29 protein-coding genes and 1 pseudogene are annotated in these 25,159 nt (G+C 58.4%); 15 read left to right on the forward strand and 15 right to left on the reverse strand.

Annotation, left to right across the window (positions count from 1 at the left end; all coding sequences use genetic code 11):
• The first annotated feature begins 99 nt into the window (after positions 1–99).
• The 6 genes from C6Y56_RS16290 to C6Y56_RS16315 are packed head-to-tail and all read left to right on the forward strand — an operon-like array spanning position 100 to position 6,139.
• Positions 100–3,000 carry a monovalent cation/H+ antiporter subunit A gene (locus C6Y56_RS16290; protein ID WP_169430752.1) on the forward strand — a complete coding sequence of 967 codons (2,901 nt, stop codon included), beginning with the start codon at positions 100–102 and terminating at the stop codon, positions 2,998–3,000.
• Positions 3,000–3,344: a Na+/H+ antiporter subunit C gene (locus C6Y56_RS16295; RefSeq protein WP_003192163.1), complete on the forward strand. Its 345-nt coding sequence runs from the start codon at positions 3,000–3,002 to the stop codon at positions 3,342–3,344. Before C6Y56_RS16290 ends, C6Y56_RS16295 begins: the two co-directional genes overlap by 1 nt.
• The gene (locus C6Y56_RS16300; RefSeq protein ID WP_169430753.1) at positions 3,341–5,020 is read left to right on the forward strand and encodes a monovalent cation/H+ antiporter subunit D; all 1,680 of its coding nucleotides are present in this window, start codon (positions 3,341–3,343) and stop codon (positions 5,018–5,020) included. Before C6Y56_RS16295 ends, C6Y56_RS16300 begins: the two co-directional genes overlap by 4 nt.
• Positions 5,017–5,505 carry a Na+/H+ antiporter subunit E gene (locus C6Y56_RS16305; RefSeq protein WP_169430754.1) on the forward strand — a complete coding sequence of 163 codons (489 nt, stop codon included), beginning with the start codon at positions 5,017–5,019 and terminating at the stop codon, positions 5,503–5,505. Before C6Y56_RS16300 ends, C6Y56_RS16305 begins: the two co-directional genes overlap by 4 nt.
• The gene (locus tag C6Y56_RS16310) at positions 5,502–5,780 is read left to right on the forward strand and encodes a K+/H+ antiporter subunit F (RefSeq protein WP_003225959.1); all 279 of its coding nucleotides are present in this window, start codon (positions 5,502–5,504) and stop codon (positions 5,778–5,780) included. The genes C6Y56_RS16305 and C6Y56_RS16310 overlap by 4 nt, the downstream gene beginning before the upstream one ends.
• Positions 5,777–6,139: a Na+/H+ antiporter subunit G gene (locus C6Y56_RS16315; RefSeq protein WP_169430755.1), complete on the forward strand. Its 363-nt coding sequence runs from the start codon at positions 5,777–5,779 to the stop codon at positions 6,137–6,139. The genes C6Y56_RS16310 and C6Y56_RS16315 overlap by 4 nt, the downstream gene beginning before the upstream one ends.
• Here the strand turns inward: C6Y56_RS16315 and C6Y56_RS16320 are convergent.
• The gene (locus C6Y56_RS16320; protein ID WP_007950535.1) at positions 6,136–6,576 is read right to left on the reverse strand and encodes a DUF3995 domain-containing protein; all 441 of its coding nucleotides are present in this window, start codon (positions 6,574–6,576) and stop codon (positions 6,136–6,138) included. The genes C6Y56_RS16315 and C6Y56_RS16320 overlap by 4 nt on opposite strands.
• Before the next feature lie 94 nt (positions 6,577–6,670).
• Between C6Y56_RS16320 and C6Y56_RS16325 the strand changes: the two genes are divergently transcribed.
• Entirely contained in the window at positions 6,671–7,057 is a 387-nt protein-coding gene (locus C6Y56_RS16325; protein WP_169430756.1) for a DUF2946 domain-containing protein, read from the forward strand.
• 94 nt (positions 7,058–7,151) lie between these two features.
• Positions 7,152–9,284, forward strand: a complete 2,133-nt coding sequence (locus C6Y56_RS16330) for a TonB-dependent receptor (RefSeq protein ID WP_169430757.1) — start codon at positions 7,152–7,154, stop codon at positions 9,282–9,284.
• Positions 9,285–9,322: 38 nt separating this feature from the next.
• Here C6Y56_RS16330 and C6Y56_RS16335 read toward each other — a convergent pair whose 3' ends face one another.
• From C6Y56_RS16335 to C6Y56_RS16345, 3 genes are all read right to left on the reverse strand, one after another.
• The gene (locus tag C6Y56_RS16335; protein WP_169430758.1) at positions 9,323–10,336 is read right to left on the reverse strand and encodes an ABC transporter substrate-binding protein; all 1,014 of its coding nucleotides are present in this window, start codon (positions 10,334–10,336) and stop codon (positions 9,323–9,325) included.
• 127 nt (positions 10,337–10,463) lie between these two features.
• On the reverse strand, positions 10,464–10,667 hold the full coding sequence (locus C6Y56_RS16340) for a hypothetical protein (protein ID WP_169430759.1): 204 nt from the start codon (positions 10,665–10,667) through the stop codon (positions 10,464–10,466).
• Positions 10,667–11,137, reverse strand: coding sequence for a hypothetical protein (locus C6Y56_RS16345; protein WP_085711422.1), 471 nt, complete (start codon positions 11,135–11,137; stop codon positions 10,667–10,669). Before C6Y56_RS16345 ends, C6Y56_RS16340 begins: the two co-directional genes overlap by 1 nt.
• 406 nt (positions 11,138–11,543) lie before the next feature.
• Here C6Y56_RS16345 and C6Y56_RS29245 point away from each other — a divergent pair, with 406 nt between their 5' ends.
• Together C6Y56_RS29245 and C6Y56_RS16350 are read left to right on the forward strand one after the other, a co-directional pair.
• On the forward strand, positions 11,544–11,807 hold the full coding sequence (locus C6Y56_RS29245) for a hypothetical protein (RefSeq protein WP_249314302.1): 264 nt from the start codon (positions 11,544–11,546) through the stop codon (positions 11,805–11,807).
• A gap of 40 nt (positions 11,808–11,847) precedes the next feature.
• On the forward strand, positions 11,848–12,084 hold the full coding sequence (locus C6Y56_RS16350) for a DUF2789 family protein (protein WP_169430760.1): 237 nt from the start codon (positions 11,848–11,850) through the stop codon (positions 12,082–12,084).
• A gap of 6 nt (positions 12,085–12,090) precedes the next feature.
• Here C6Y56_RS16350 and C6Y56_RS16355 read toward each other — a convergent pair whose 3' ends face one another.
• The 3 genes from C6Y56_RS16355 to C6Y56_RS16365 form a co-directional block, all read right to left on the reverse strand.
• Positions 12,091–12,294 (reverse strand): hypothetical protein, encoded by a 204-nt coding sequence (locus C6Y56_RS16355; RefSeq protein WP_169430761.1) that lies wholly within the window; start codon positions 12,292–12,294, stop codon positions 12,091–12,093.
• 115 nt (positions 12,295–12,409) lie between these two features.
• Positions 12,410–14,014 carry a methyl-accepting chemotaxis protein gene (locus tag C6Y56_RS16360; protein ID WP_169430762.1) on the reverse strand — a complete coding sequence of 535 codons (1,605 nt, stop codon included), beginning with the start codon at positions 14,012–14,014 and terminating at the stop codon, positions 12,410–12,412.
• Between the two features lie 229 nt (positions 14,015–14,243).
• Entirely contained in the window at positions 14,244–14,648 is a 405-nt protein-coding gene (locus tag C6Y56_RS16365; RefSeq protein ID WP_039767046.1) for a TraR/DksA family transcriptional regulator, read from the reverse strand.
• Between the two features lie 408 nt (positions 14,649–15,056).
• On the opposite strand from C6Y56_RS16365, the gene C6Y56_RS16370 reads away from it, so the two are divergent.
• The 3 genes from C6Y56_RS16370 to C6Y56_RS16380 all read left to right on the forward strand — a co-directional run bounded on the left by C6Y56_RS16370 (position 15,057) and on the right by C6Y56_RS16380 (position 17,496).
• A complete protein-coding gene (locus C6Y56_RS16370) occupies positions 15,057–15,662 on the forward strand; it encodes a glutathione S-transferase (RefSeq protein WP_169430763.1) in 606 nt (201 codons plus the stop codon).
• 2 nt (positions 15,663–15,664) lie between these two features.
• A complete protein-coding gene (locus C6Y56_RS16375; protein WP_169430764.1) occupies positions 15,665–16,768 on the forward strand; it encodes a DNA alkylation repair protein in 1,104 nt (367 codons plus the stop codon).
• 110 nt (positions 16,769–16,878) lie between these two features.
• A complete protein-coding gene (locus C6Y56_RS16380) occupies positions 16,879–17,496 on the forward strand; it encodes a LysE family translocator (protein ID WP_169430765.1) in 618 nt (205 codons plus the stop codon).
• 87 nt (positions 17,497–17,583) lie between these two features.
• On the opposite strand, the gene C6Y56_RS16385 is transcribed toward C6Y56_RS16380, so the two are convergent.
• The 6 genes and pseudogenes from C6Y56_RS16385 to C6Y56_RS16405 all read right to left on the reverse strand — a co-directional run bounded on the left by C6Y56_RS16385 (position 17,584) and on the right by C6Y56_RS16405 (position 22,114).
• On the reverse strand, positions 17,584–17,883 hold the full coding sequence (locus C6Y56_RS16385) for a hypothetical protein (RefSeq protein WP_169430766.1): 300 nt from the start codon (positions 17,881–17,883) through the stop codon (positions 17,584–17,586).
• A gap of 122 nt (positions 17,884–18,005) precedes the next feature.
• Positions 18,006–18,662 (reverse strand): DUF2931 family protein, encoded by a 657-nt coding sequence (locus tag C6Y56_RS16390; protein ID WP_169430767.1) that lies wholly within the window; start codon positions 18,660–18,662, stop codon positions 18,006–18,008.
• Positions 18,662–18,892, reverse strand: a pseudogene (locus tag C6Y56_RS29250) (DUF2235 domain-containing protein); the annotation flags it as partial. The gene C6Y56_RS16390 and the pseudogene C6Y56_RS29250, both read right to left, overlap by 1 nt.
• 517 nt (positions 18,893–19,409) lie before the next feature.
• Complete coding sequence (locus C6Y56_RS16395) at positions 19,410–20,063, reverse strand: DUF2931 family protein (protein WP_169430768.1); 654 nt, start codon at positions 20,061–20,063, stop codon at positions 19,410–19,412.
• Entirely contained in the window at positions 20,063–21,604 is a 1,542-nt protein-coding gene (locus C6Y56_RS16400) for a phospholipase effector Tle1 domain-containing protein (protein WP_169430769.1), read from the reverse strand. Before C6Y56_RS16400 ends, C6Y56_RS16395 begins: the two co-directional genes overlap by 1 nt.
• 240 nt (positions 21,605–21,844) lie before the next feature.
• Positions 21,845–22,114: a hypothetical protein gene (locus tag C6Y56_RS16405; protein WP_169430770.1), complete on the reverse strand. Its 270-nt coding sequence runs from the start codon at positions 22,112–22,114 to the stop codon at positions 21,845–21,847.
• A gap of 289 nt (positions 22,115–22,403) precedes the next feature.
• Between C6Y56_RS16405 and C6Y56_RS16410 the strand changes: the two genes are divergently transcribed.
• A complete protein-coding gene (locus C6Y56_RS16410; protein WP_169430771.1) occupies positions 22,404–22,760 on the forward strand; it encodes a hypothetical protein in 357 nt (118 codons plus the stop codon).
• Positions 22,761–22,827: 67 nt separating this feature from the next.
• Here C6Y56_RS16410 and C6Y56_RS16415 read toward each other — a convergent pair whose 3' ends face one another.
• Positions 22,828–23,169 carry a DUF6124 family protein gene (locus tag C6Y56_RS16415; RefSeq protein ID WP_169430772.1) on the reverse strand — a complete coding sequence of 114 codons (342 nt, stop codon included), beginning with the start codon at positions 23,167–23,169 and terminating at the stop codon, positions 22,828–22,830.
• A gap of 515 nt (positions 23,170–23,684) precedes the next feature.
• Between C6Y56_RS16415 and C6Y56_RS16420 the strand changes: the two genes are divergently transcribed.
• Positions 23,685–24,263, forward strand: coding sequence for a DUF4337 domain-containing protein (locus tag C6Y56_RS16420; RefSeq protein ID WP_169430773.1), 579 nt, complete (start codon positions 23,685–23,687; stop codon positions 24,261–24,263).
• Between the two features lie 209 nt (positions 24,264–24,472).
• Here the strand turns inward: C6Y56_RS16420 and C6Y56_RS16425 are convergent, their stop codons facing one another.
• Positions 24,473–25,027, reverse strand: a complete 555-nt coding sequence (locus C6Y56_RS16425; protein ID WP_169430774.1) for a cytochrome b — start codon at positions 25,025–25,027, stop codon at positions 24,473–24,475.
• Positions 25,028–25,159 lie beyond the last annotated feature (132 nt).

Raw genomic sequence — 25,159 nt, forward strand, 5'->3', positions numbered from 1 at the left:
TTTTACGGCTACTTTGTAGGATTCAGAGACATCCTCGCGTTTGGCGATCCGGGAGCTGGCACGTATGATGCTTCACAAACTTCCGCAGATTAGAAGCCTATGTCCCTGATAGTTCTACTGCTTCTGCCTTTTCTGGGCAGCTGTCTGGCAGCCGTGCTGCCGCACAACGCACGTAACGCCGAATCCCTGCTCGCAGGTCTGGTCGCACTGATCGGCACTGTCTCGGTCGCGATGCTGTACCCGCAGATCGCCCACGGCGGCGTGATCCGCGAAGAATTCACGTGGCTGCCCAGCCTGGGCCTGAACTTCGTCCTGCGCATGGACGGCTTCGCCTGGCTGTTCTCGATGCTGGTACTGGGCATCGGCACCCTCGTTTCCTTATATGCCCGTTATTACATGTCGCCGGACGATCCGGTGCCGCGTTTCTTTGCGTTCTTTCTGGCGTTCATGGGCGCCATGCTCGGGCTGGTGATCTCCGGCAACCTGATCCAGATCGTGTTCTTCTGGGAGCTGACCAGCCTTTTCTCATTCCTGTTGATCGGCTACTGGCACCACCGCCACGACGCGCGCCGCGGCGCCTACATGGCGTTGATGGTTACCGGTGCCGGGGGATTGTGTCTGCTGGCGGGGGTCATGATCCTCGGCCATGTGGTCGGCAGCTATGACCTCGACAAGGTCCTGGCCGCCGGCGATCTGATTCGCGCACATGCCCTCTACCCTATCCTGCTTCCCCTCATCCTCATCGGCGCCCTCAGCAAAAGCGCCCAGTTCCCCTTCCACTTCTGGCTGCCCCACGCAATGGCGGCGCCCACACCGGTTTCGGCCTATCTGCACTCGGCGACCATGGTCAAGGCCGGGGTGTTCCTGTTGGCCCGCCTGTGGCCGTCGCTGTCCGGCAGCGAAGAATGGTTCTACATCGTCAGTGGCGCCGGCGCCGCCACGCTGTTGCTTGGCGCGTATTGCGCGATGTTCCAGAACGACCTCAAGGGACTGCTGGCCTACTCGACCATCAGCCACCTCGGCCTGATCACGCTGCTGCTGGGTTTGAACAGTCCACTGGCCGCCGTCGCGGCGGTGTTCCACATTCTCAACCACGCGACTTTCAAGGCCTCGCTGTTCATGGCCGCCGGGATCATCGACCACGAAAGCGGCACTCGCGACATCCGCAAGCTCAACGGTCTGTTCAAACTGATTCCGTTCACCGCCACCCTGGCGATGGTGGCCAGCGCGTCCATGGCCGGCGTGCCGCTGCTCAACGGCTTCCTGTCGAAAGAAATGTTCTTCGCCGAAACCGTGTTCATCAATGCCACCGCTTGGGTTGAAGCGACCTTGCCAATCGTGGCGACCATCGCCGGTACGTTCAGCGTGGCCTACTCGCTGCGCTTTACCGTCGACGTGTTCTTCGGCACCACCGCCACCGATCTCCCCCACACCCCGCACGAACCCCCGCGCTGGATGCGTGCTCCGGTGGAACTGCTGGTGTTCACCTGTCTGCTGGTAGGGATCTTCCCGGCCCAGATAGTCGGCCCGTTGCTGGCTGCCGCTGCACTGCCGGTAGTCGGCGGCGTGCTCCCGGAATACAGCCTGGCGATCTGGCACGGCCTCAATGCACCAATGATCATGAGCCTGATCGCCATGTCCGGCGGCATCGTGCTGTATCTGCTGCTACGCAACCAGCTCAAGCGCGGCCGCTTCAAGTATCCGCCGCTGGCGGGTCGCCTCAACGGCAAGCGAATGTTCGAACGCAGTCTGGTGGCGATGATGCGCCTGGCTCGACGCCTGGAGCGGCGAATCGGCACCAAACGCCTGCAAACCCAGTTGTTCCTGATGGTATTGGCGGCGGTGCTCGCCGGGCTGATCCCGATGCTGCACAGCAGCCTGAGCTGGGGCGACCGGCCGAAAATCCCCGGTTCCATCGTGTTCGTGACCCTGTGGCTGCTGGCAATCGCCTGCGCCCTCGGCGCCGCGTGGCAGGCCAAGTATCACCGTCTCGCCGCCCTGACCATGGTCAGCGTCTGCGGTCTGATGACTTGCGTGACCTTTGTCTGGTTCTCGGCACCGGATCTGGCCCTGACGCAATTGGTAGTCGAAGTGGTCACCACGGTGCTGATCCTGCTCGGTCTGCGCTGGCTGCCACGGCGGATCGAAGAGGTTTCGCCGTTGCCGAGCAGCCTGCGCAAGGCCCGGGTCCGGCGCCTGCGCGACTTGCTGCTGTCGATCGCCGTCGGTGGGGGTATGGCTTTGCTGTCCTACGCGATGCTGACCCGGCAGACTCCGAACGACATTTCCTCGTTCTACCTGAGCCGTGCCTTGCCTGAAGGCGGCGGCAGCAACGTAGTCAACGTGATGCTGGTGGATTTCCGCGGTTTCGACACCCTCGGTGAAATCACCGTGCTGGTGGCCGTGGCGCTGACTGTATTCGCCCTGCTGCGCCGCTTCCGCCCACCGAAAGAGAGCCTGCAACTGCCCGCCCAGCAACGCCTGCTGGCACCGGACGTGGTCACCGATCTGGTCAACCCGCGTTCGGCCAGCGACACCGCGCTCGGGTTCATGATGGTGCCGGCGGTGCTGGTGCGCCTGCTGCTGCCGATTGCGCTGGTGGTGTCTTTCTATCTGTTCATGCGTGGACACAACCAGCCGGGGGGCGGTTTCGTTGCCGGTCTGGTGATGTCGGTGGCGTTCATCCTGCAATACATGGTCGCCGGCACCCAATGGGTCGAGGCTCAAATGAGTCTGCGGCCGCTGCGCTGGATGGGCACCGGACTGCTGTTCGCCACGGTCACCGGACTCGGCGCGATGCTGGCGGGTTATCCGTTTCTCACCACGCATACCTGGCACTTCAGTCTGCCGGTGCTGGGTGACATCCATGTCGCCAGCGCATTGTTCTTCGACATCGGCGTGTATGCAGTGGTGGTCGGTTCGACGCTGTTGATCCTCACTGCCCTCGCCCACCAGTCAGTCAGGGGCCACAAAACCGCTGCCATCAAAGGAGCCGTCTGATGGAAGAAGTCATCGCAATCGCCATCGGAGTGCTCGCTGCCTCCGGCGTCTGGCTGATCCTGCGTCCGCGGACGTTCCAGGTGGTCATGGGCCTGTGCCTGCTGTCCTACGGCGTCAATCTGTTCATCTTCAGCATGGGCAGCCTGTTCATCGGCAAAGAACCGATCATCAAGGACGGCGTACCGCAGGACCTACTCAATTACACCGATCCGCTGCCCCAGGCACTGGTACTGACGGCCATCGTCATCAGCTTCGCCATGACCGCGCTGTTTCTGGTGGTGCTGCTCGCGTCGCGGGGCCTGACCGGTACCGACCACGTTGACGGAAGGGAGCCCAAGGAATGACGGCGATGACACACCTGATCGCCGCACCGATTCTGCTGCCGCTGCTGACGGCTGCCATCATGCTGATGCTCGGTGAAAAGCACCGTCCGCTGAAGGCGAAAATCAACCTGTTCTCCAGCCTGCTTGGCCTGGGCATCTCGGTGATGTTGCTGCAATGGACCCAGACCACCGGCGTGCCCGGTTCCATCGGCGTGTACCTGCCGGGCAACTGGCAGGTGCCGTTCGGCATCGTGCTGGTAGTCGATCGGCTGTCGGCGCTGATGCTGGTGCTGACCGGCATCATCGGTGTCAGCGCTTTGCTGTTCGCCATGGCCCGCTGGGACGGCGCAGGTTCGAGCTTTCACGCGCTGTTCCAGATTCAGTTGATGGGCCTGTACGGCGCGTTCCTGACAGCGGACCTGTTCAACCTGTTCGTGTTCTTCGAAGTGCTGCTCGCCGCGTCCTATGGCTTGCTGCTTCATGGCTCGGGACGGGCGCGGGTGTCGTCGGGGCTGCATTACATTTCGATCAACCTGCTGGCCTCGTCGCTGTTCCTGATTGGCGCAGCACTGATCTATGGTGTCACCGGCACGTTGAACATGGCTGACCTGGCCATGAAGATTCCGCTGGTACCGGAAGCCGACCGTGGCTTGCTGCATGCTGGCGCGGCCATTCTGGCAGTAGCGTTCCTGGCCAAGGCCGGAATGTGGCCACTGAACTTCTGGCTCGTGCCGGCCTATTCCTCGGCCAGCGCACCGGTAGCGGCGATGTTCGCGATCATGACCAAGGTCGGCGTCTACACCCTGCTGCGCCTGTGGACGCTGCTGTTCTCCGGGCAGGCAGGCGCCTCGGCCTACTTTGGCGGCGACTGGCTGATCTACGGCGGCATGGCGACCATGCTCTGCGCCGGCGTGGCGATCATCGCCGCACAACGCCTGGAGCGCATGGCCAGCCTGAGCATTCTGGTGTCGGCGGGGATTCTGCTGTCGGCCGCAGGTTTCGCCCAGCCGAACCTGATCGGCGCGGCGCTGTTCTATCTGGTCAGCTCGACCCTGGCCCTGAGCGCACTCTTCCTGCTGGCGGAACTGATCGAACGTTCGCGCACCGCCATCGAAGTACCGCTGGAAGACGAGAACGAACTGCTGCCGCGTCCGCAAGAATGGCAGCGGCCAGTCAAAGGCATCAACCTGGATGATGACCAGAAAGCCGTGGTCGGCCAGGTGATTCCGTGGACCATGGCCTTCCTGGGCCTGAGCTTCATCGCCTGTGCGCTGCTGATTATCGGCATGCCGCCGCTATCAGGGTTCATCGGCAAATTGAGCCTGATCGGCGCCCTGCTCAATCCGTTGGGTCTGGGTTCCGACGAACCGATCTCGATGGCCGCCTGGGGTTTGCTGGCTCTGCTGATCCTCACCGGTCTCGGTTCGCTGATGGCCTTCTCGCGCCTGGGCATCCAGCGTTTCTGGTCACCGGAAGAGCGCCCGTCGCCGGTGCTGCGCAAACTCGAATGCGTGCCGATTTTCCTGCTGCTGGGCCTGAGCATCGCCCTGACTTTCAAGGCCGAGCCGCTGCTGCGCTACACCCAGGCCGCCGCAGATGCCCTGAACAATCCGCAGCAATATGTGATGGCGGTGCTCGGCACCCGCGCCGTGCCGAGCCCGGAAGCCAAGGCTGCGCTGCTGGAGGTGCAACCATGAAGCGTCTGTTTCCTGCTCCGTGGCTGTCGCTCGCGCTGTGGTTGCTGTGGCTGGTGCTGAACCTGTCGGCCAGCCCGGGCAACCTGCTGCTGGGTGCCGTACTCGGTTTCTGTGCCCCGCTGATGATGCGCAAGCTGCGCCCGCAACAGATCCATATCCGCCGCCCGGGCACCATCCTGCGATTGTTTCTGCTGGTCGGGCGTGACGTGATCGTCTCCAACCTTCAAGTGGCGTGGGGCGTCCTCAACGCCGGTCGCCGTCCGCCCCGCTCGCGCTTTATCAAGGTGCCGCTGGACCTGCGCGATGCCCATGGCCTGGCGGCGTTGTCGATGATCTGCACGGTCGTGCCCGGCACGGTATGGTCGGAACTGGCGCTGGATCGCAGCATTCTGTTGCTGCACGTCTGGGACCTGGATGACGAAGCGCAATTCATCCAGCACTTCAAGGTCACTTACGAGCAGCCGTTGATGGAGATTTTCGAATGAGCCCGCTGCTGTCGAACGCGATTCTGCTGACGCTGTTCCTGTTTTCCCTGGCGATGGTGCTCACGCTGATTCGCCTGTTCAAAGGGCCATCGGCACAGGATCGGGTACTCGCACTGGACTACCTGTACATCGTCGCCATGCTGATGATGCTGACTCTGGGGATTCGCTACTCCAGCGACACCTATTTCGAGGCGGCGCTGCTGATCGCGCTGTTCGGATTCGTCGGCTCGTTTGCCCTGGCCAAATTCCTGCTGCGTGGCGAGGTGATCGAATGAACGCTGAATTGTCTCTGTGGGTGGAAATCCCGGTGGCGATCCTGCTGGTGCTCGGTGGTGTGTTTGCCCTGATCGGCGCGACCGGCCTGTTACGGATGAAGGACTACTTCCAGCGCATGCACCCTCCGGCGCTGGCCTCGACCCTCGGCGCGTGGTGCGTGGCGCTGGCATCGATCATCTGCTTTTCCGCGCTCAAGTCCGGGCCGGTGCTGCACGCGTGGCTGATCCCGATTCTTCTGTCGATCACCGTGCCGGTGACCACCTTGCTATTGGCGCGAGCGGCGTTGTTCCGCAAGCGCATGGCCGGGGATGATGTGCCGGCCGAGGTCAGCAGCCGGCGTACTGAAACCGGCAGCTAGATCCAGGCGACAGCCAACAGCCCGGCTCCCAATATCAGACACAGCGGCGAGTAAACCCAAGTGTCGAGCCGGGCAAACCGCGACCCCTTCACTTCCTTGAAAAAACCCACCAGCTCCGAATCGCCAATCGCCCGCGCAAACATCAGCAGCGCAATCGCGCTGATCACCCATTGCAGCGCCCAGTGATGCACGGCGGGCAGCCACCATCCCACCCGCATGCACACCAATGCGGCAATCAGTAGCAGGGCTGCCGCCACCACCAGCGTGATCCAGCCTGAAGGCTTGAAAGCCGGCCTGAGCGTCAGTCCGCCGTTATCCACCGGAACCTGTGGCACCACCGCCACGGCCGCCCACTGCCCACCCATCGCCCAATACACATGCATAAGGCTGATCACCGCAAATATCGTCACCAGCCATTGAGCCAACACAAAGGTCATGGTCGAGAATCCTTTAAAGGGATTTGAACAAAACATCCTAGTCGGCATTTTTCCATGTGCACGACCGATCGGCGGTGCGGTAAAGTGCCGCCCCATGAAATTCACCCGTACCGATCGCTCAATGCTGGCCTGGATGCTCTATTGCTGCGTCCTGTTCAACGTGTTCGCCTGCAGCATCGGTCACGGACAAATGGTCGGGATGCAGCTCAACGGAATCGGTGGCCAGTTCTGCGCCGTCGACCCGAGCACCCAGGCGCCGCTGGCCTCAAATCCCGCCGAAGAAAAACTGCCGACCCTGGCCAAGGCCTTTGGCTGTCCGCTGTGCTCCACCGGCGGCATGGGCCCGGCGTTCAACTCCAGCCTGACGCTGGCGATCCTGCCGGAACAACACAGCCCGCCGCTGCCGGTCATCGTCAGCATCAACCTCCCTGCCCGCTTTATCTGGCCTTCGGCCAACCCCCGCGCCCCACCGCTCGCCTGAGTGTCTTTGCCTTTTTGATTTGTCAGCCCACTGCGCCAACGCGCGGCGTTCGCCTGTGCGCTGACTCCGAGAACAAGCATTCAGGATTCAAACGATGAAACAACTTACCTTGCTGGCGAGCCTGTGCGGCTGCCTGTCCGTCAACGTCTGGGCGCAATCCACCGTGGATCTGGCGCCGATCACCATTGATGGCGAGTCCGGCGCCGAACCGGGCCTGAGCCTCGACCAGTCCAGCGGCATGGCCTCGCGCCTCGGCCTCAGCGTGCGTGACACTCCGGCCTCAGTGGCCATCGCCAACCGCAATGACATCGAACGTCACGGTTCGCAAAACTTTCAGGACGCGGCCAACACCTTGCCGGGGGTGAACGCCAGTGCGCCGCCGGGGTTTGGCGGGTTCGTCTCCTATCGCGGTTTCACCAGCAGCCAGATCACCCAGATGTTCAACGGCGTCAACGTCTCCGGCGGGCTGGCGCGGCCGGTGGATTCGTGGATTTATGACCGGGTGGAACTGGTCGGCGGCCCGTCGTCGCTGATCAATGGTGCAGGCTCGGTCGGCGGCTCGCTGAACTACGTGACCAAACTGGCCACGCGCGACGAGCAGGCCGCCGAAGGTCGGGTCAGCTACGGTACCTACGACACCACCGAAGCCGCGTTCGGACTCAACCACGCGCTGACCGAACCCGGTGCCGACGTGCAGCACTACGCGCGCCTCGACGTCAGCCACAACACCAGCAACGGCTACATCGACCGCCAGGAACGCGATGCCTGGAGTGTGGCGTTCTCGCTGCTCAGCGATCTGACGCCGAACCTGTCGCACACCCTGGCCCTGGAATATCAGGACGAACACGAAGACAGCCCGTACTGGGGCACGCCGGTGCTCAACCCCAAGGGCGGCGAATTGAGGATCGACAAGCACAATCGCTTCAACAACTACAACGTCGAAGACGGCCGCTACGAGCAACGGACAATCTGGGTACGCTCGATCATCGACTACCGGATCAACGACAGCACCACCCTGCGCAACACCCTCTATCACCTCGACAGCCAGCGTGATTACCGCAACCTGGAAACCTATCAATACAACGCCGACAACAGCGCAGTGAACCGCTCCACTGCGTATCAGGTGCGACACCAGGGCGAGCAGAACGGCAACCAGTTCGAACTGCGCCACGACAACAGCCTGTTCGGCCTCGACACCACCTGGTCCGGCGGTTTCGAGTACAAGGTCAACCAGACCACCAACTCGCCACTCAACGTCAAAGGCGCGAGCACCGTGGATCCGAACAACTATCGCCCGGGACACTTCTACGACATACCGGGCACGAATCCGGGTTTTGTCAGCGACAAGACCAACGAGGTCACCACCAAAGCGTTGTTCGCTGAAAACCGCCTGGCATTGACCGACAAACTTTCGTTGCTCACTGGCCTGCGCCATGACGACATCGATCTGGACGTGACCAACCATCGCACGGTGACGGCGAGCAACCCGCGCCACCTCAAGCGCAGCTGGGAGCCGGTCACCGGGCGTGTCGGCCTGACCTACCAATTCACGCCATCAGCCAATGTCTACGCGCAATACAGCACCGCCGCCGAACAACCCAACGGTACTCAGGACTTCGATGTTTCAACGGGCAAGCAATGGGAAATCGGCAGCAAGTTCGACTACCTGAACGGACGTGGCTCGGCGACGGTCGCGGCTTACACCATCGAGCGCAAGGACTTTGCCGTTACAGATCCGCTGGACCCGACCAACAGCATTCCTGTTGGCCAACAGACGTCCAAGGGTATCGAGATTGCCAGCTCACTGCGGATCACCGACAGGCTGCTGGCCGAGGTCAACTTCGCCTGGGTCGATGCAGAGTACGATGAGTTCAACGAAAAGAACGCCGCCGGTGGGGTGGTTTCACGCAAGGGCAACACACCGACCAACGTGCCGGACCGGGTCGGCAATCTGTGGCTGACCTATGACTTCGCCCCACAATGGCAAGGCGGGGTCGATGCGCGGTATGTGGCGTCGGTGTATGCGGACAGTGCCAATACCATGACCGTGCCGTCGTACACGTTGTTCGGGAGTTTCCTCAGCTACAAGGTCGACGCACACACCACTGTCACGGGGCGGGTGCGCAACCTGACGAACGAGGTGTATGCCGAATTCGCCCATGTGTCGCCGGCGTATTACCTGGGCACACCACGCACCTTTGAACTGGCCGTACAGACCCGGTTCTGATTGGGTCGGGCGAGGGAGCAGGCTTCCTCGCCTCAAATCTAAAGACCTGCCTGAACCTTGTCCGCCACATCCTTCGGCAGCCACGCCTGCCACACATCCGGATGGGCTTTCATGAACGCGTGCGCCGCATCCCTTGGCGGCGTGTGCTTCTCGCTCATCTCGGCCAGCGCCTTGTTCAGGTCCTCGATCGGAAAATGGACTTTGCTGAAGAACGCAACGATCTCCGGATACTGCTTCTGAAATGGCGTGGACACACCGATCGACAGTTTCGACGCCAGTGAACGGGTCGGTTTCGGGTTGGGGTTATCGGCGTCGGTCAGGGTCTTCCAGGCCTCGGCGTCGAACGGCGGCTCTTCCAGCTGCACCAGTTTGAACTTGCCAAGCAACGGCGTTGGCGACCAGTAATAGAACAGCACCGGTTTGCCCCGGCGGATCGATGAACTGATTTCGGCGTCCAGCGCCGCACCGGAGCCGCTGCGGAAATTGGTGAAGTCATCCTGCAACCCATAAGCCGTGAGCTTCTGCTTGTTCACCACTTCCGATGTCCAGCCGATCGGGCTGTTGAGGAACCGTCCCTTTTTCGGGTTCTCCGGATCCTTGAACACATCCTTGTACTTCTTCAGATCACTGACACTGCGCAGGTCCGGCGCCATTGGCTTGATGCCTTTGGCGGCATCGCCCTTGATCACGTACTCCGGCACCCACCACCCCTCGGTAGCCCCCTTGACCGTATCGCCCAGGCTGGCAACCTTGCCTTCGGCTTCAGCCTTGACCCACACCGGACTGCGCCCCGCCCACTCCTCGCCGATCACCTGGATGTCGTTGTTGGCGAGCGCGGTTTCCAGGGTGATGGTGGTGCCCGGCAGCGTGTCCGTCGGCAGGCCGTAGCCTTTCTCGACGATGATCCGCAGGACATCGGTGATCAGGCTTCCGCTTTCCCAGTTCAGGTCGGCGAAGTGAATCGGCGCTTGTGCGGCATTGACCGCTGGCACCGCTGTCAACAAACCGAATGTGGCCAGACAAGCGCCCAGCAACCGTCGAAATCCGTTCATGCTTTGCACCTCGTGCTGTTCGCAGCAATAGCAGGAAGGCCTGACAGAAGTCCGCCAGCCTCTGAATACTCAGTCAACTGACTGTAGACGAGGTTCCTGCTTTTTCAGGGGCATGCCACGGGCGAGGCTACTTTTCAGACATTTCCTGCAAGCGTTGCAGCTCGCGTCTGACCATGCTGGCGTACTCGGCAGGCTGCAAAGCGTAGATCTGCGAGGCGACCCAACCGAGCCAGACGCCCTTCAACTCGGCCCTGGCATCGAAAAGGCGCCGGGCCTCGTCGCGGGCGCTGTCGAGGTTCTGCAAATGGAAATCGGCGCGACTCACCGTCATCACTCGCTGGCCTTGAAGGTCACCAGCTCGCCCTTGCGCCATTTGGCAGCCTTGGCGGTAACGGCTTTCAGGGTCTTGGTCAGGCCTTCCTGCAGTTGTTCATTGGCGGCAAACACGGTGACCGCGCTATGGCCTTCCTTGAACACGATGGCATGGCCGTCGGCCGTGCTGACAAAGGCATAGTCGCCCAGACCGTACACGGTCATTTTGATCTCGCGAAAACGGATATCCATCTTGCCGCCTTCACGGCTGGGCAATACCGAAGCGCTGAAGTGATCGCCGACCTTGAGCTTCAGGCCAGGCTTGTCGTCGACCACCAATGCGCTTTCGGTGTCGATCTCGGCAACGTAAATGCCTTCAGCGTTTTGCTCGGTGATGTAAACAAAACGCGATTGGAACTGCTTGACCAGCTTTGCCCGCAAATCACCCAGCACGAACAAAGCATGCATATCGAGGTTACTGACTGCCAAAGAAACATCCCCACACTTGAAAGAGTGCCGCACGCGGAAAACGCGCACGACAGTAAAAACGGCCAGGCCGATGGTGTTGCGCAATGACTCGGATAAAAGCCTGAGCGAGCAAAGAGCTCATTCAGCGCGAGGTTCACAAGACTACTGGAATGGCACTCGCGAAACCTGCAAAGACGTTCTCCAAATGTTGAAGGAAAAAGCTTCACGGTCGGCCAGAGAAAACTGACTACGAACTTTAGGGAAAAAACTCACCAAGAAAAGCACTTTTCCGACATATCGCACGCAAAAAATTGCTTTAGATAACGCCATGCCGTCAACAGGTGTTGGCGATTCTAGAGCAGCGACGCTGCTCGCGACTACCCGCAACCGTCTGTAAATGCGGGTCAATCCATGAAAAGGACTTCATATGTGCACTTTGACGCATTTTGCCGTGGCTTACGAACAACCCTTTGACTTGAATAACCCTGACTTTGGTACTGACTCCGCACCCGACTCCTCGGGCCGGGAGCCCCAGTTTCAAGTGATTCTCGCCGGAAACGCCTTTTTCCATATCAAGGAAAAGTCGACCGGCCGCGTAAGAGGTTTCCGTGAAGATCACAATGCCGCGTGTGCGCTTGCGCGTTCGCTGGAATCACGAATCGAACTCCTGCCCAACGTCCCCCTCAGATAAAAGAGAGTGATCGACCACCCCACCCGCCAAGGAGCACACCATGGAACTGCCTGCCTACAATCTGACAACCCTGTTCGATCAATTAGGGCTGCCTTCGGAGGAAATGGCCATAGACGACTTCATCGAAGCCCATCCGCTGGATGCCGAGACCAAACTGATCGACGCCGATTTCTGGAGCCCGCAGCAGGCCCAATTGCTCAAGGAGTGGTTGCGTGCCGATGGCGAGGAAGCCGTGATGGTCGACGAACTCAACGTACGCCTGCACAGAGGCAAATAAATTCGATCAATGGACGCAGTCTCCGGGCTCGTCGCCCAATTGCGCGAGCCAGGCGGCTTTGCACTCTTCCGCTTCGTCACGACTGGCGAACGCCGTGCCCCGTCGCTCTCCGTTGAGCAACACCACCCAGCAGACACTCTGCCCCATCGCACGCAGCCCGGCCGGAACACCACTGCCGATCATCACGGCGACATCGACTCTGCATTGCATGCTGACCTCCAATCTTTTCATTAGCTACCTAACTATGCAGGCATGTTAATGATTGGAATCAGGAGGAAACAGCAACGCGCGTGCACAGCTTAATTGCAGTTCCGGCAACAATGCCTCACCGCGGCTTCTCCGGTTTGTAGCCCAGACGCAATCCGCCCCAGTGGCGGCCCTTGACCATGATCGGCACCGACAGGTCGTGCATCAGCTCGCCGGTATCGCGGGTGTAGGTCTGCAACAGCACGGGTTGCTGATGGCTGCCGCAGCGGATGCCGGTGCGGTCGGCGAATTTGCGTTTGGTGCGATTGTTGATGGTATCGACCTGCACATCCCCGGTCAGTGGCTGGCTGAACGCCTGATTGTGGGTCGGCACATAACCCTGTTGCGTGCAGGCGATGGCGAACACCAGGCCTTCGTGGCGCGGCAACAACGGTTCCTGAATCGCCGGCAGCACCTGATCGGTGTAACGGTCGAATCGGGTCTGGAACCTGGCGGGCTGGGTGTTCGGGATTGGCTGATACTGGCGGTCGAACAAGTCTTCGAGGCTGATCCGCCCCTGCTCGATGTCAGCCTCGAAACGCGCGGCAATCTGGCTCGCACCTTCCCGGGCCAGGTCGTAGATACGCTGGTGATAGTCATCCAGACCGACTTCGGCCAGGCGTTCGCTGATGGTTTCTGCCTGCCCTTCCATCTGCACCGCTGCTTCGGCCAGGCGCCGGGTCTGTTGGTCGCTGATCGCCAGATCGCTGCGCATTTGCTCGATGGCGGTGAACAGACTGTCGAGTTGTTCGCGATTGGTTTCGGCGCCCCGGGCGATTTCGCCGACCTGGGTTTCAACCCCGGCCGCCAGCCTTGCGATGTTTTCCAGGTGCTGACCGGTGTGTTCGACCTGCTCGACGCCGGTATGCAAATCGTCGGAGAGCTGACGAATCTGCTCCACCACCTGCGCCGTACGTTGCTGGATGTCGGCGACCATCTCGCCCACTTCGCCAGTGGCCGTCGCCGTACGAGCCGCCAGACCGCGCACTTCATCCGCCACCACCGCAAACCCACGACCGTGCTCACCGGCCCGGGCCGCTTCGATGGCCGCGTTCAATGCCAGGAGATTGGTTTGACTGGCAATCGACTGAATCACCAGCGTCACGCGCTGGATGTCATCACTGCGCTCGCTCAAGGCCTCGATCAGTTCGCGACTGGCATTGGCACGCTGACTGAGCTGATGCATGCGCGAAATCGAATCCACCAGTTCGGTGCGCCCCGCCGCGCTGCTGTGATGGGCTTCACTGGCGGCACCCAGCGCTTCGCGGCTGAGCTGGGACGTGGCTTGCTCAGTGGCAATCATCACTTCGGCGTTGTTGACGATCTGCGCGGCGGCGTCGAGTTGCGATTGCAGGCGGCCAGCCAGTTCCTTGACGGAAAAAGCCACACCGGCGGCCGACAGCGCGTTATGACTGGTGGTGTAGGAAAGGTCGCGAGTCAGCTCGGACATCGCGTCGTTACCGACGACGGGTTGCACATCGGCGACGGCACGGGCACGCAGGCGCGGCAGCCATACAATCAGCACCGCCAATGGCATGCCCACATACAAGGGCCATTCACCCAGGCTTATCCCGGCCAGCACCAGCATCAGGGCGATGCTTTGAAGGGTCGGCATCAGCCAGCGATTTTTCGGCAAAACAACTGGTGCAGGTAGATCTGCAACCAGAGATCCATCTCTCGTCATGTTGTGACCCCACGCTTGTTCTCATTGTTGTGACTGCATTAAACGCCACTACAAGGCCATTATCCATGGTCCGTTAGTCGTGGGTCTGTGGCAGGTCAATGGAACGGTGCGGAGGATTTCCGGCAGACGAGAAAAAGCAAAGATCGCAGCCTTCTGCAGCTTTAAACAAAAGCTGCAGAAGGCTGCGATCTTTTCGCGACGACCCGCATTGAAGGGGTCGCCTCAGGAATCAGGCCTGACGCTGGTGCTTGTCGATCTGCTCATGACGCTCTTGAGCTTCGATGCAGTACTTGGTGGTCGGGCTGATCAGCAGGCGTTTCAGGCCGATAGGCTCGCCGCTGTCGTCGCACCAGCCAAAGCTGTCTTCCTTGATACGCTCAAGGGCCTGCTCGAGTTGCGGCAGCATGCGCTGGTCGCGATCGATCGCGTTCACCAGCCAGGTGCGCTCTTCTTCCACCGATGCGGCGTCCGCCGGGTCAGCCGGGGTGTCCAGGCTTTCGATGGCAATACGGTTCTGCTCAATGCGCTCGTGGGTTTCGACTTTCATGTTCTGCAACAGCTCCTGGAAGAAAGCGTGTTGCTCGGCATTCATGTAGTCATCTGCCGGCATGGCCAGCAACTTGTCCTTTGTCATTGATATCTCTATAAAAAACGTGCATTAAGGCGAATTAGGGAGCGTTCCGGCGAACCGCCTGCGGTCATCGGAAAGGCATCGTTTATTGCAAACGCCACCCGGCACTCAATTTACGAAGGGGCGGCAGTCTAAGGCCCGTTTGAGGCCTCAGCAACTCTAAATACCGGGAATTTGTCCGACAAAGCCCGGAAACTGCTCTGACACAGGCTTCACGGCGCTCATCGGAGTGCGTTTATAGCAAGAAATTCAGTCGAGCGGCTGTATATAGAAGACAAACGGCGGATGAGCGGCGCTTTGTCGCATTTCTTTACAATCGCCGACGGCAAAACCAGTCCGCCCTCAGGACTGACATTCCTCCCAACCTCAGCTACGTTATGCCCTCCCCGGTTCGACTTGAAGGAACGCGTCATGAAACTGATCGGCATGCTGGACTCCCCTTACGTGCGTCGCGTGGCGATCTCCGCCAAATGCCTGGGGATTGAACTGGAACACGACCCGGTGTCGGTGTTCCGCCATTTCGAGCGCTTCCAACAGATCAATCCGGTGGTCAAGGCGCCGACTCTGGTCCTCGACGATGGTGAAGTGCTGATCGACTCGACGCTGATCCTCGACTACCTCGAAGCCCTGTCCGGCCAAACCCTGCTGCCGACGGACCTGCCGCGACGGGTAAAAGCCCTGCGCCTGATCGGCCTCGGCCTCGCCGCCTGCGAAAAAGCCGTGCAGCTCTACTATGAACGCAACCTGCGTCCGGCCGACATTCAATACCAGCCGTGGGTCGAGCGCGTCGAAGGCCAGCTCGCCGCCGCTTTCACCGCCCTGGAACACCAACTGGAAAAACACCCACTGTCCACTGACGGGACGCTGCAACAGGACGGCATCACCCTCGCCGTCGCCTGGAGTTTCACCGGCCTTGTCGTTCCCGATCAGATCGACGCTGAACGCTTCCCGCGCATCGCCCAATACACCGCCTGCGCCGAAGGCCTCCAAGCGTTCATCAGCACCCCGATGACCTGACCATGAGCACAACCGAAACCGCCGCCCCGGCCCTGAAAGAAATCTTCAACGCCGAACGCCTGCAACACATCGCCAGCGAGATGAGCGCCGTATACCCGGCGTTCAAGGCCAAGGCCTTTCTCAAGCATGCCAACGACGGCCTCGGCGAACTCTCGGTCATGCAACGCATGGCCCGCGTCAGCGAAAGCCTGCACGCCGTGCTGCCACTGGACTACACCGATTCCCTCTCCGTACTGCGCGAACTCGCCCCGCGCCTGAACAGCGGCTTCGTCAGCATGTGCCTGCCGCACTACGTCGCGAGCTACGGCGCGCACGCATTCGACACCTCGATGGAAGCCCTGAAGTACTTCACCACCTTCGGCTCCTCCGAATTCGCTATCCGCCACTTCCTGCGCAGCGACCTCGAGCGCTCGCTGGAACTGATGCACGACTGGGCACGAGACGAAAACCACCACGTCCGCCGCCTCGCCAGCGAAGGCAGCCGCCCTCGCCTGCCATGGTCGTTTCGGCTGGAACCGGTGCAGGCAAATCCACAATTGGCCGCCGGGATTCTTGATCGATTGAAGGCCGATGAGAGTTTGTACGTGCGCAAGTCCGTGGCGAATCATTTGAATGATGTGACCAAGGAACATCCGGAGTGGGTGCTGGATACGATTGAGGGGTGGGCGCTGGAGAACAGGCACACGGCATGGATTGCCAAGCATGCGTTGCGGAGTTTGATCAAACAGGGGGATTCTCGGGCGCTCACGGTTATCGGCGCAGGGGCGAAGGCTGAAGTTGAGTTGCTGGATGTGAAGGTGGAACCGGCGGTTGTCCGGCTTGGGGAGACGATTACTTTATCGTTTACGGTGAAGTCGTTGGTTCCGGTGGAGCAGCGGTTGGTGATTGATTATGCGATTGACTACGTGAAGGCCAATGGCGGGACTTCGGCCAAGGTTTTCAAGTTGAAGACGTTGGTGTTGGCGGGGTTTGGGAGTGAGGTTGTGGCGCGGCGGCAGGTGATCAAGGACTTCACTACGCGCAAGCACTATGCGGGGGTACATGCGGTGCATGTGGTGGTTAACGGGGAGCGGCTGGGGAGTACTGCCGTTGACATCATCACTTAATAAGCGTCAAAAATGGTCTGCTCATCGGATGACAACCGAAAGTAGCAGGTACGTTGGATCTTGAACCGAATGATGACCTCTCCAACCACTGAGCTCGCAAAGGAACGCACATGATCGATGGTCCCGCTGTTTTGACAGTCTTTTTGGTTTACCTGGCCGGTGTCGTTATTCCAGGACCCAATTTCGTTGCGGTAGTCCACAAAGCGGTAGCTGCGTCGCGGTCAGAAGCTTTGGCCTTGGTGGCAGGCATTGTATTGGTCAACTTACTCTGGGCCACCTGTGCAATAGCAGGTATCGGCGTTGTATTTGCTGCGTTTCCTTGGGCGGCGCTATTCGTAAAAGTTCTGGGGGCAGCCTATCTGATGTGGTTTGGACTGCGACTGCTGCTAAATGCCGGGAAGACCACACTTTCCCCCAGTAATGAGGCTGCCGTCGGAAATTTTCAGCAATCATTCATTCAAGGAGTCATCACGAACATCGGCAACCCTAAATCCATGGCCTTCTACGCCGCTATTTTCTCAGCGGCAGCCCCCGCCCACGTGTCAACAAGCACGTTTTTGTCGATGCTGGCAGTCGTAGTGGTGGTTTCAATGACTTGGTATGGAATGGTCGCAATCGCTCTTTCGCAGCCTGACATCGCGTCAGCGTATCAAAGGAGGAAAAAGGCTATTGATCAATTATGCGGCGCTTTGATTTTATCTCTGGGGATCCGGCAGCTTGTCCAATAAGTCAGGGAGGAATGCGGATAGATTTACTTTCGGACTGCTTTTGGCCCAGATCCTGTAAACACGCGTGGCACTTTCTCGCGGCAGGCTTCAGGCTGGAAGGAATGTCAAACTATCAAGATTGATCTCGGCGTAACACCCCATATCCCCCTTGTAAAGCGAGACCCTGGACACTCCCAGCTCGGACTGTAAGAGTTCGACAAGCTTTCTGAGGTTCTTGTTTTTGGACAGCGAAGCCGGACGTACCACCGTTGCCTGTTCGAGTTCGTCATCGTAAATTCTGATCAGAAACGTATCCTCTTCGCTCTGTATTTCGTAGTTATAACCACGATACTCATACCCGAGGTCGTGGTCGACATCATCAAAGCGGGTAGCTTTTATTATCTTCAAAGTGGCATCCAGTATTCGATCACCATAGAAGGATCGTTTCAAAGAAATGCAAAAAATGGGGACTCATCGATTTATCAAAAGAGCCGCCCTATCTTTTCCGACTCGCCCCCATTTTCCAAGAGTTACCAACTGCCATATGGAATGCCGAATTTGTCGATATAACGCTTGGATTTTTCACTGATCGGATAAGCGTAACGCCCTTGGTTCTTACCCTGACTCGGACCAAGAGGTTCGATTTCGGCTTTGGCCCTGGCCACTTTCACCGGATAGTGGCACGAGTCCCTGACCCAGACTTGTACAACCCCGCCGGGAGCCAACCCCAGGTAAATAGAAGCGGAATAACTCGCTTGCTCCTTCGGAGTTTCCAAACAACGCTGGTTGACCGACGTCCTCATTAGTTGCCTAGCCTCTTCGGGCACATCCAACCAAACACTATAGGTCTGAGGTTCGACAATCGATTGCCAACGCACGTAAATGCGTTTGGGGAGGTCGGCACCAATCACTGGCTTTGCAGCAGCGCCTACGGCGTGCCATCCACGTGCAGATTCTTTACCGTCTTCAAGCTCCCCACCAGCGGCCGTACCTCCCCCCGTACGCTTGAACAGCTTGCCGTTTATATCTTCGACGGCGCTGTCCTCCACCCACACTTTCATGTAGTAAGGCTCAGTAAACGCAAGCTCCCACGACTCGGATTTAGGGTCGTTTTTGGCAGACAGTGGATCCGCAGACTGGCATCCAGTCGTGAACAAAGCACAAAGCAGGGTTACAAGAACTCTCATTACCAAAGCGTCCAATCAGGTACGTGGGGATGCAGCACGCGGATGGTGTCGGCCGTCGGGGCGTTGATGTATACCGCATTTAGTCCGCTGCCATCTCTGCGGCCGAGTGGATGGTTCCAGTTTGCGGACATGTGAATGTACTTGAGTTTCAGCAGTTGCTCCTCTTCAAGCGTGGTGCTGTAGTCACCCGCAACGAACCGATCACACAAAGTTTGAAGTTCTGCTGGGATGGTCAAATCGGGCGTGTCAGGATAACGCAGGATAACGGGACAGATTTATTTTCGAGAAGTAAATCTTCCCTCTTCCCATCATGAGACCGAGTTCAGGCGGGATAGAATGTCAGACCATCAAGATCAATCTCGGCATAGCCCCCCACATTCTCCATATAAAGCAAGACCCTGCCCACTCCCAGTTCGGATCGTAAGAACTCGACAAGCTTTCCAAGGCTTTCGTTTTTAGACATTGAAGTCGGACGCACTACCGTTGCCTGTCCGGGTTCATCATCGTAAACCCTAATTAAAAACACACCCTCTTCACTCTGTATATCGTAGTTATAACCACGGTATTCATATCAAACTTCATGGTCAACATCACCAAAGCGAGTACACTATTTGCAAAACAGTATCCGGCATTCGGGACCCATAGAAAAATCGCATCATGCAGCGATTTATTCAAAGAGCGAGGACAGTTTTACATCTTAAGCGCCCACGCTATTTGCCCCCCTCATTTCTTCCCAACTTCGAAGAATTACCAACTGCCATATGGAATACCAAATTTCTCAATATAGCGCTTAGCCTTTTCATTAACTGGATAGGCGTAACGCCCTTGATTCTTGCCTTGACTTGGCCCCAGCGGCTCAATCTCAGCTTGCGCCCTTGCCACCTTTACCGGGTGATGACAAGAATCTCTAACCCACACCTGCACAACTCCACCAGGAGCCAACCCCAGATAAACCGAAGAAATATAGGTAGCCGTTTGCTCTGGCGTTTTCGCGCATCGCTGGTTGACCGACGTCAGCATCAGTTGCCTGGCTTCCTCGGGTATGTCCACCCAAACACGATAGGTTTGTGGTTCTACGATAGATTGCCAGCGAACGAAGATTCGTTTGGGAAGATCCGCGCCTACTACTGCTTTCGCAGAACCACCTACGCCGTGCCAGCCTTTGGCGGACTCTGTGCCATCCTCTGGTTGCCCTCCCGACGCCGATCCAGAGCCCGTGTGCAGGAACGTTCTTCCTTTGATGTCTTCCACCGAAGTGTCTTCCACCCAAACCTTCATGTAGCGAGGCTCAGTGAAACCCAGCTCCCACCATGGAGATTTTGGATCGTTCTTTGCTGAAAGCGGGTCTGCGGAACAACCAGCAGCAAGCAAAGTGCACAGCAGGGTTAAAAGTAGCTTCATTACCAAAGCGTCCAATCAGGTACGTGCGGGTGTTTTACGCGAATTGCGTCTGACGTGGGAGCGTTGATGTAAACCGCTTTCACACCACTTCCATCCCTTCGGCCAAGTGGATGGTTCCAGTTGGCCGATGTATGAATGTACTTGAGTTTGAGGGTTTTCTCCTCTAACAGGGTCGTGCTGTAGTCGCCAGAGACAAAACGATCAGACAACCCTTGAAGCTCTGCGGGAATGGAAAAGTCGGGTGTTTCAGGAATGTCGTTGAAGCGAACCCCTTTGGCTTTCGCCTGCTGATGCATTACACGCAGGCACACTCTCGATAGCATTCCGCTCACCGTCCGCCTGAGCTGAACGGCGGCGTAGACGCGTTTGACGCGAGGGCTCATTCGATCCTGTGGGCTGTTGGGCATTACAAGTGCAGGTGGCGTTACGATTTCCAGCATTTCAGAAGGCCAACCATTAGCGAGCCACTGATTTTTGACCGTTACCGCATCCTGATAAATCGAAGTGCTGACGACATCAGTGTTAAGCGACACCTCAAGCATTTGCATGGGGCTGACAAGTACACATTCTTCAGCCTCCTCAAGGTATCCCCCGCCAATATCAGAATGCACGCCGGGCAAGACAATTTCCTGGTGATCTGGTGTTACTCGGCTGAGGGCAAAGTTCCCCCTGCATTCATCACGCGCAACCAACTGGACGACATCGGTGAAATAGCGTCGATCCAGGTAGAGCTTGATACCTGTCGCAATCGGGCTTTTGATGTCGCCCAGATTGGACCAGCCAGCAATCGAAGGAACGGTATCGAACAGGCCTATGAAGCCCATATTGATATCGCTTTTATATTGATCGCTGAAAGTCGAACTGAAGGCATCAGCATTGCTGCGAAGGATTTCTCCCAATGGACCTTGTTTTCCCCGGACGACCTCATTTGCAAAGTGCCGAGCGGCTGCCGCACCGCGACTGAAGCCGAAAGTGTCAAATGTCAGGGAGACGATTTCACTACCCGGATTCTCGTCCAGCGCCTCCTTGATACGCTGCTTGATCAATACAAACGAAGATTGGACACGTCCCGCAACACCCGTTTCGCCGCGCCCGGTTCCTGCTCCCAAGGAGCTGTCTTCTTGACCTGAACGGGTACCGATACCTTCAACATACACCATGCGAAAAGCACGCTTTCGCGCCCCCTCGCCTTCAGCTGCCTCGGGAGTGTCATATAGATCACTGAGCTTTTTGATGTTACTGACATCATTGCCATAACTACTATCCGGATCACTCATATACGGCTTGCAGCTTGCATCGATATCTTTAGCCGCAATCGGATGATGAGCGCCGCACAGAAGTCCGGCCGCAGCGTTGTTGGCATTATTCCCCGTACCATCGAAGAACACTCCGATCCGCAGGGCTATGCCGATTTTTTCAGGCGCACGCGCAGGCTCTTTCCCGTGTTTCTCATACTCCGCCCAACGCTGGGCATGGATATCGACGGGTTTGGTGCCTGTGTTGCGGAAATGTTTAGGCGGGTTGGGAACGTAGCCACTCAATCCTTGATACCTCGTTCTGATCCTTGAGAACGGGCCGAAGGGTGACAGTCGATGCAGGGTGGCGCAAGCCGTGGCCCAGTGCCAGCGCTTGGCTTCATGCGGCGAAGAACGGCTCCTCTTGTCGCAGCAGAATTGGGTTTATGCCTTTAGATACATCCAGCACCTGACTCACAACCAACCTCACAACAAGCGCTGGTGCGCACTCACCACGCAAGTCACGCACCAGACTCATTTGAGCAGTTACCACTGGCCGCTTGCGAGACAGCCGACGATTTCCCAACCGCTGTATTCCCACCAGGAATATCGATCATCGGAGCAACTTCTGGCCAGACTGGCCATATGGATTCCGCCCGCTGTTTGTTGGGTACCGAAAGGCGTGCCAATAGAAGCTGTTACTTGATTGACAGCTTGAGGAGCCTTGAGGGTGGTCGGATGTACGGAAGCATTCGCAACGGTGGCGGTGAAAGCGAGCGTTGCGGATACGGCCAGAGCAGTGATGGACTTTTTCATTTTCGAATCCTTTCAGTTATCTGACATGCGGCTTGTGCATTGGCCTGACCTGCCTTAATCAATAATCTGAACAGATCGGGCGCTCGTAAAAAGCCTACCACCGCGCTGCCGGCTGCACAGTCGCTCAACTGTGCTATTGACAAGCTGATGGAGTGAGGGGAGAGATCTTTTCGAACGCTCAAGACTCGGGCAACGCGCCGGGTTCTTTTCCTGTCTATCACCCTGTGTGCAATGGTGGCGCCAAGCCCCGAATGATAAGGTTCAGCCTCAAAATCACGGACGACACCTCGTGCACAAACAATGTCTTGCAGCAGCAATAACCTTCACCATCAGCCTTTCCGCTCTCGCCTCTCCTGTGCCGCAGGAAGAGCTCGAAGAGTGCCAGCGAATAGAAAACTCGGCCAAACAGGTCATGAAAAGCAGGCAGCAAGGCGCGCCCATGGATTCGGTGTGGGAACTGGCCGAAGCGGCAGGCAAGCAGAGCGAGTATGTGGGTGAGTTGTTCAAGACGCTGATTCGCGAGGCGTACGCGATTCCGCAGTACTCAAGCGAGAGCTTGCAGCAGAAAGCGATCAGCGATTTCCATTCCAATTTCTACAAGGCTTGCATCGTGACGGCGGAAAAGCGAGCCGGCGCCAACGGCTGAGCTCATCGAACAAAAAAGGGGGCAGATTCAGGTAATGAATCTGCTCCTTTTTACTTGAGGGCAGCCTCTACGCTTTCAGCTCTAGCTTATCCAGCGCCTGATTCACGGCCAGCCCTGCGACCATGACCACTTGTGCGATGCCCAGTGCGGTTTTACGGTGGGCGGGCTCGAGGATGGCGGCGAAGTTGCTGAGCATTTCGCTGGCGCTGGCCAACAGGGATTCGCTGTTGTAGGCGGGGTTGGCCAGGAACATGGGGTCGTGTGTGGTGTGGCTGCCCATGATGCGTTGTTGCGGGGTCAGGTAATGATCGAGGGCGCGTTCTGCGGCTTCGTTCAAGGTTCGCGAATCGGGGAATTTGTAGGGTGAGACCGGATCAGTTTCTGGCGGATTAGGTGTTGGTTTGATCATGGTGAAACTCCTGATTTTGATTAGGAGCTACCAGCATCACTTGCAGATGATGGGTGGCAGCCAAGTGCGGGTCTGCAAGACCGGGAAACCAGGCACCCGGCAGACCCGAGGGTCTCCCGCACAAAGCCGCCATTGAGCGGACACAAACGAGCGTCCTTTTTGGCAGGGCTGTGCGACTGGTTTTTCCGGCGGGCTTGCAGACCCGATCACTGATAGGCAGTGACGGGAATAAAGTTACGGAGGGAGCGCCAGACGCACAAGCCGGCGGATTCTGTCTTAGGTGCAGGGCGTGGCGCAAGGCGTTGTGGGCATCGGGATGTGACGAAAGACCACGCATAAACAGGCTACGTATTCTGTGTTTAATGTCTGACAAAAAAGACTGTTTCGCAGTCCGACGGGAATACGTAAATCAGGCCGTCCGCTTTCACCCAGACACCACCATTGCCCTGTGTCTAAAAAACCGGCCACCCGGCATAATCCGCGCAAATTTCCCCATCAACCCAAGTCCGACCGTCATGCCTGAAGAGTTCGAAGTCCCCAGTCCTCACGAGCAACACGTTGAACACACCACCCATCATGCCCACGCAAAAGGCGATCGCTTTGCCAGCAAGATTGCGGTCATGACAGCGATCATGGCGACGGTCGGCGCCCTGATGAGTTATCAGGCCGGCTCGACGGAGAGTGAGGCGGCCATGGACAAAAACAACGCGGCCATTCAGAAGACCGAAGCGGCCAACGAGTGGAGCTATTACCAGGCCAAGTCCAGTCGGCAGAACCTGTCGGAGCTGGCCAGCCATCTTCCGGGACTGGATTCCGCTCATTATGTTGCCGAGGCTCGGCGCTATGCCGAGCAGAAAGAGCAAGCGCGCAAAAAGGCGGAAACACTTGAGCAGCAGGCGCGAGAGTGGGACGAAAAGTCAGAGCAGGTCCTGCATCAGCATCACCGCTGGGCCCAGGCCATGACCGCGATTCAAATCGCTATTTCGCTGGCGGCCATCACCCTGCTGACGCGCAAGGAATGGCTCAGACGCGTCTCGTTTGGGGCGGCGGGCCTGGGTGTCATGTTGGGCTCCTTGGCCTGGTTGCATATCTGAAAGAGGCAGAAACCGCTGAAGCTGACGAAAAAAGGAACAGACTCAGTGCATGAATCTGTTCCTTTTCGCTTGGAAACGGCCTCTGCCCCTTCGGCTCCACGCTATCCAATGCCTGCTTCACCACCAATGCCCCCGACATCACTACCTGCACGGTCTTGCGGCGGGCAGGCGCCAGGATGGCGACCTTCCAGGAGTCGATCCGAACAGGCCTACTGCGAATTGCTGCGCCCCGGCAACATCCGCACCAAGGTGTTATCCCGCACCCAGTAGTGGTGAAAAAGCCCCGCCGCCGCATGCAGACCGATCAGCCAGTAGCCGGTGCTGCCCAGCAGTTCATGCCAGTATTTGAGGCGTTTGGCAAAGTCCGGGTCGATATCCACCGGGGCCGGAAGATGGAAGCCAAAGTACGGAAACGGTTTGTCGGCAGCGGCGAGCATCAGCCAGGCCAGTACCGGAGTGGCGATCATCAGCACGTACAATGCCAGGTGCATCAGGTGCGATATGCCCGTCTGCCAGGCTGGCGGCTTGGGGGTGATCGGCGGGCGCGGCGTCAGGCGCCCGAGCAGGCGAACCCATACCAGGGCGAAGATACCCGCGCCAAATGCGCCATGCAGGCCCATCAGCAGACCTCGGGCTTCACTGCCTTTGGGCATGAAACCCTTGATTTCAACACACGCATACACGCCGACGAACAGCGCCAGCATCAGCCAGTGAAGCGTGATTGAAAGTTTTCCATAACGGGTTACGGCGTTGTCGCGGGTCATAAGAAGCGCCTCGTGATTGTCGTGGGCGACGGTCGATTCGTTCGACAGTCTCGATCTTGTTGCCGGGCAAACCGACGGTGCCACCCTGCCTGCCCAGCCTTAAGGCAGTCTGAAGATAGACTGCCCGTAAAC

Source organism: Pseudomonas fluorescens, assembly GCF_012974785.1.
Classification (GTDB): Bacteria; Pseudomonadota; Gammaproteobacteria; order Pseudomonadales; family Pseudomonadaceae; genus Aquipseudomonas; species Aquipseudomonas fluorescens_BT.

Bases quoted from the DNA above. Each gene is read 5' to 3' on its own strand.
- C6Y56_RS16290 (WP_169430752.1), top strand. From the start codon at position 100: ATGTCCCTGATAGTTCTACTGCTTCTGCCTTTTCTGGGCAGCTGTCTG.
- C6Y56_RS16295 (WP_003192163.1), top strand. From the start codon at position 3,000: ATGGAAGAAGTCATCGCAATCGCCATCGGAGTGCTCGCTGCCTCCGGC.
- C6Y56_RS16300 (WP_169430753.1), top strand. From the start codon at position 3,341: ATGACGGCGATGACACACCTGATCGCCGCACCGATTCTGCTGCCGCTG.
- C6Y56_RS16305 (WP_169430754.1), top strand. From the start codon at position 5,017: ATGAAGCGTCTGTTTCCTGCTCCGTGGCTGTCGCTCGCGCTGTGGTTG.
- C6Y56_RS16310 (WP_003225959.1), top strand. From the start codon at position 5,502: ATGAGCCCGCTGCTGTCGAACGCGATTCTGCTGACGCTGTTCCTGTTT.
- C6Y56_RS16315 (WP_169430755.1), top strand. From the start codon at position 5,777: ATGAACGCTGAATTGTCTCTGTGGGTGGAAATCCCGGTGGCGATCCTG.
- C6Y56_RS16320 (WP_007950535.1), bottom strand. From the start codon at position 6,576: ATGACCTTTGTGTTGGCTCAATGGCTGGTGACGATATTTGCGGTGATC.
- C6Y56_RS16325 (WP_169430756.1), top strand. From the start codon at position 6,671: ATGAAATTCACCCGTACCGATCGCTCAATGCTGGCCTGGATGCTCTAT.
- C6Y56_RS16330 (WP_169430757.1), top strand. From the start codon at position 7,152: ATGAAACAACTTACCTTGCTGGCGAGCCTGTGCGGCTGCCTGTCCGTC.
- C6Y56_RS16335 (WP_169430758.1), bottom strand. From the start codon at position 10,336: ATGAACGGATTTCGACGGTTGCTGGGCGCTTGTCTGGCCACATTCGGT.
- C6Y56_RS16340 (WP_169430759.1), bottom strand. From the start codon at position 10,667: ATGACGGTGAGTCGCGCCGATTTCCATTTGCAGAACCTCGACAGCGCC.
- C6Y56_RS29245 (WP_249314302.1), top strand. From the start codon at position 11,544: ATGTGCACTTTGACGCATTTTGCCGTGGCTTACGAACAACCCTTTGAC.
- C6Y56_RS16350 (WP_169430760.1), top strand. From the start codon at position 11,848: ATGGAACTGCCTGCCTACAATCTGACAACCCTGTTCGATCAATTAGGG.
- C6Y56_RS16355 (WP_169430761.1), bottom strand. From the start codon at position 12,294: ATGCAATGCAGAGTCGATGTCGCCGTGATGATCGGCAGTGGTGTTCCG.
- C6Y56_RS16360 (WP_169430762.1), bottom strand. From the start codon at position 14,014: ATGACGAGAGATGGATCTCTGGTTGCAGATCTACCTGCACCAGTTGTT.
- C6Y56_RS16365 (WP_039767046.1), bottom strand. From the start codon at position 14,648: ATGACAAAGGACAAGTTGCTGGCCATGCCGGCAGATGACTACATGAAT.
- C6Y56_RS16370 (WP_169430763.1), top strand. From the start codon at position 15,057: ATGAAACTGATCGGCATGCTGGACTCCCCTTACGTGCGTCGCGTGGCG.
- C6Y56_RS16375 (WP_169430764.1), top strand. From the start codon at position 15,665: ATGAGCACAACCGAAACCGCCGCCCCGGCCCTGAAAGAAATCTTCAAC.
- C6Y56_RS16380 (WP_169430765.1), top strand. From the start codon at position 16,879: ATGATCGATGGTCCCGCTGTTTTGACAGTCTTTTTGGTTTACCTGGCC.
- C6Y56_RS16390 (WP_169430767.1), bottom strand. From the start codon at position 18,662: ATGAGAGTTCTTGTAACCCTGCTTTGTGCTTTGTTCACGACTGGATGC.
- C6Y56_RS16395 (WP_169430768.1), bottom strand. From the start codon at position 20,063: ATGAAGCTACTTTTAACCCTGCTGTGCACTTTGCTTGCTGCTGGTTGT.
- C6Y56_RS16405 (WP_169430770.1), bottom strand. From the start codon at position 22,114: ATGAAAAAGTCCATCACTGCTCTGGCCGTATCCGCAACGCTCGCTTTC.
- C6Y56_RS16415 (WP_169430772.1), bottom strand. From the start codon at position 23,169: ATGATCAAACCAACACCTAATCCGCCAGAAACTGATCCGGTCTCACCC.
- C6Y56_RS16420 (WP_169430773.1), top strand. From the start codon at position 23,685: ATGCCTGAAGAGTTCGAAGTCCCCAGTCCTCACGAGCAACACGTTGAA.
- C6Y56_RS16425 (WP_169430774.1), bottom strand. From the start codon at position 25,027: ATGACCCGCGACAACGCCGTAACCCGTTATGGAAAACTTTCAATCACG.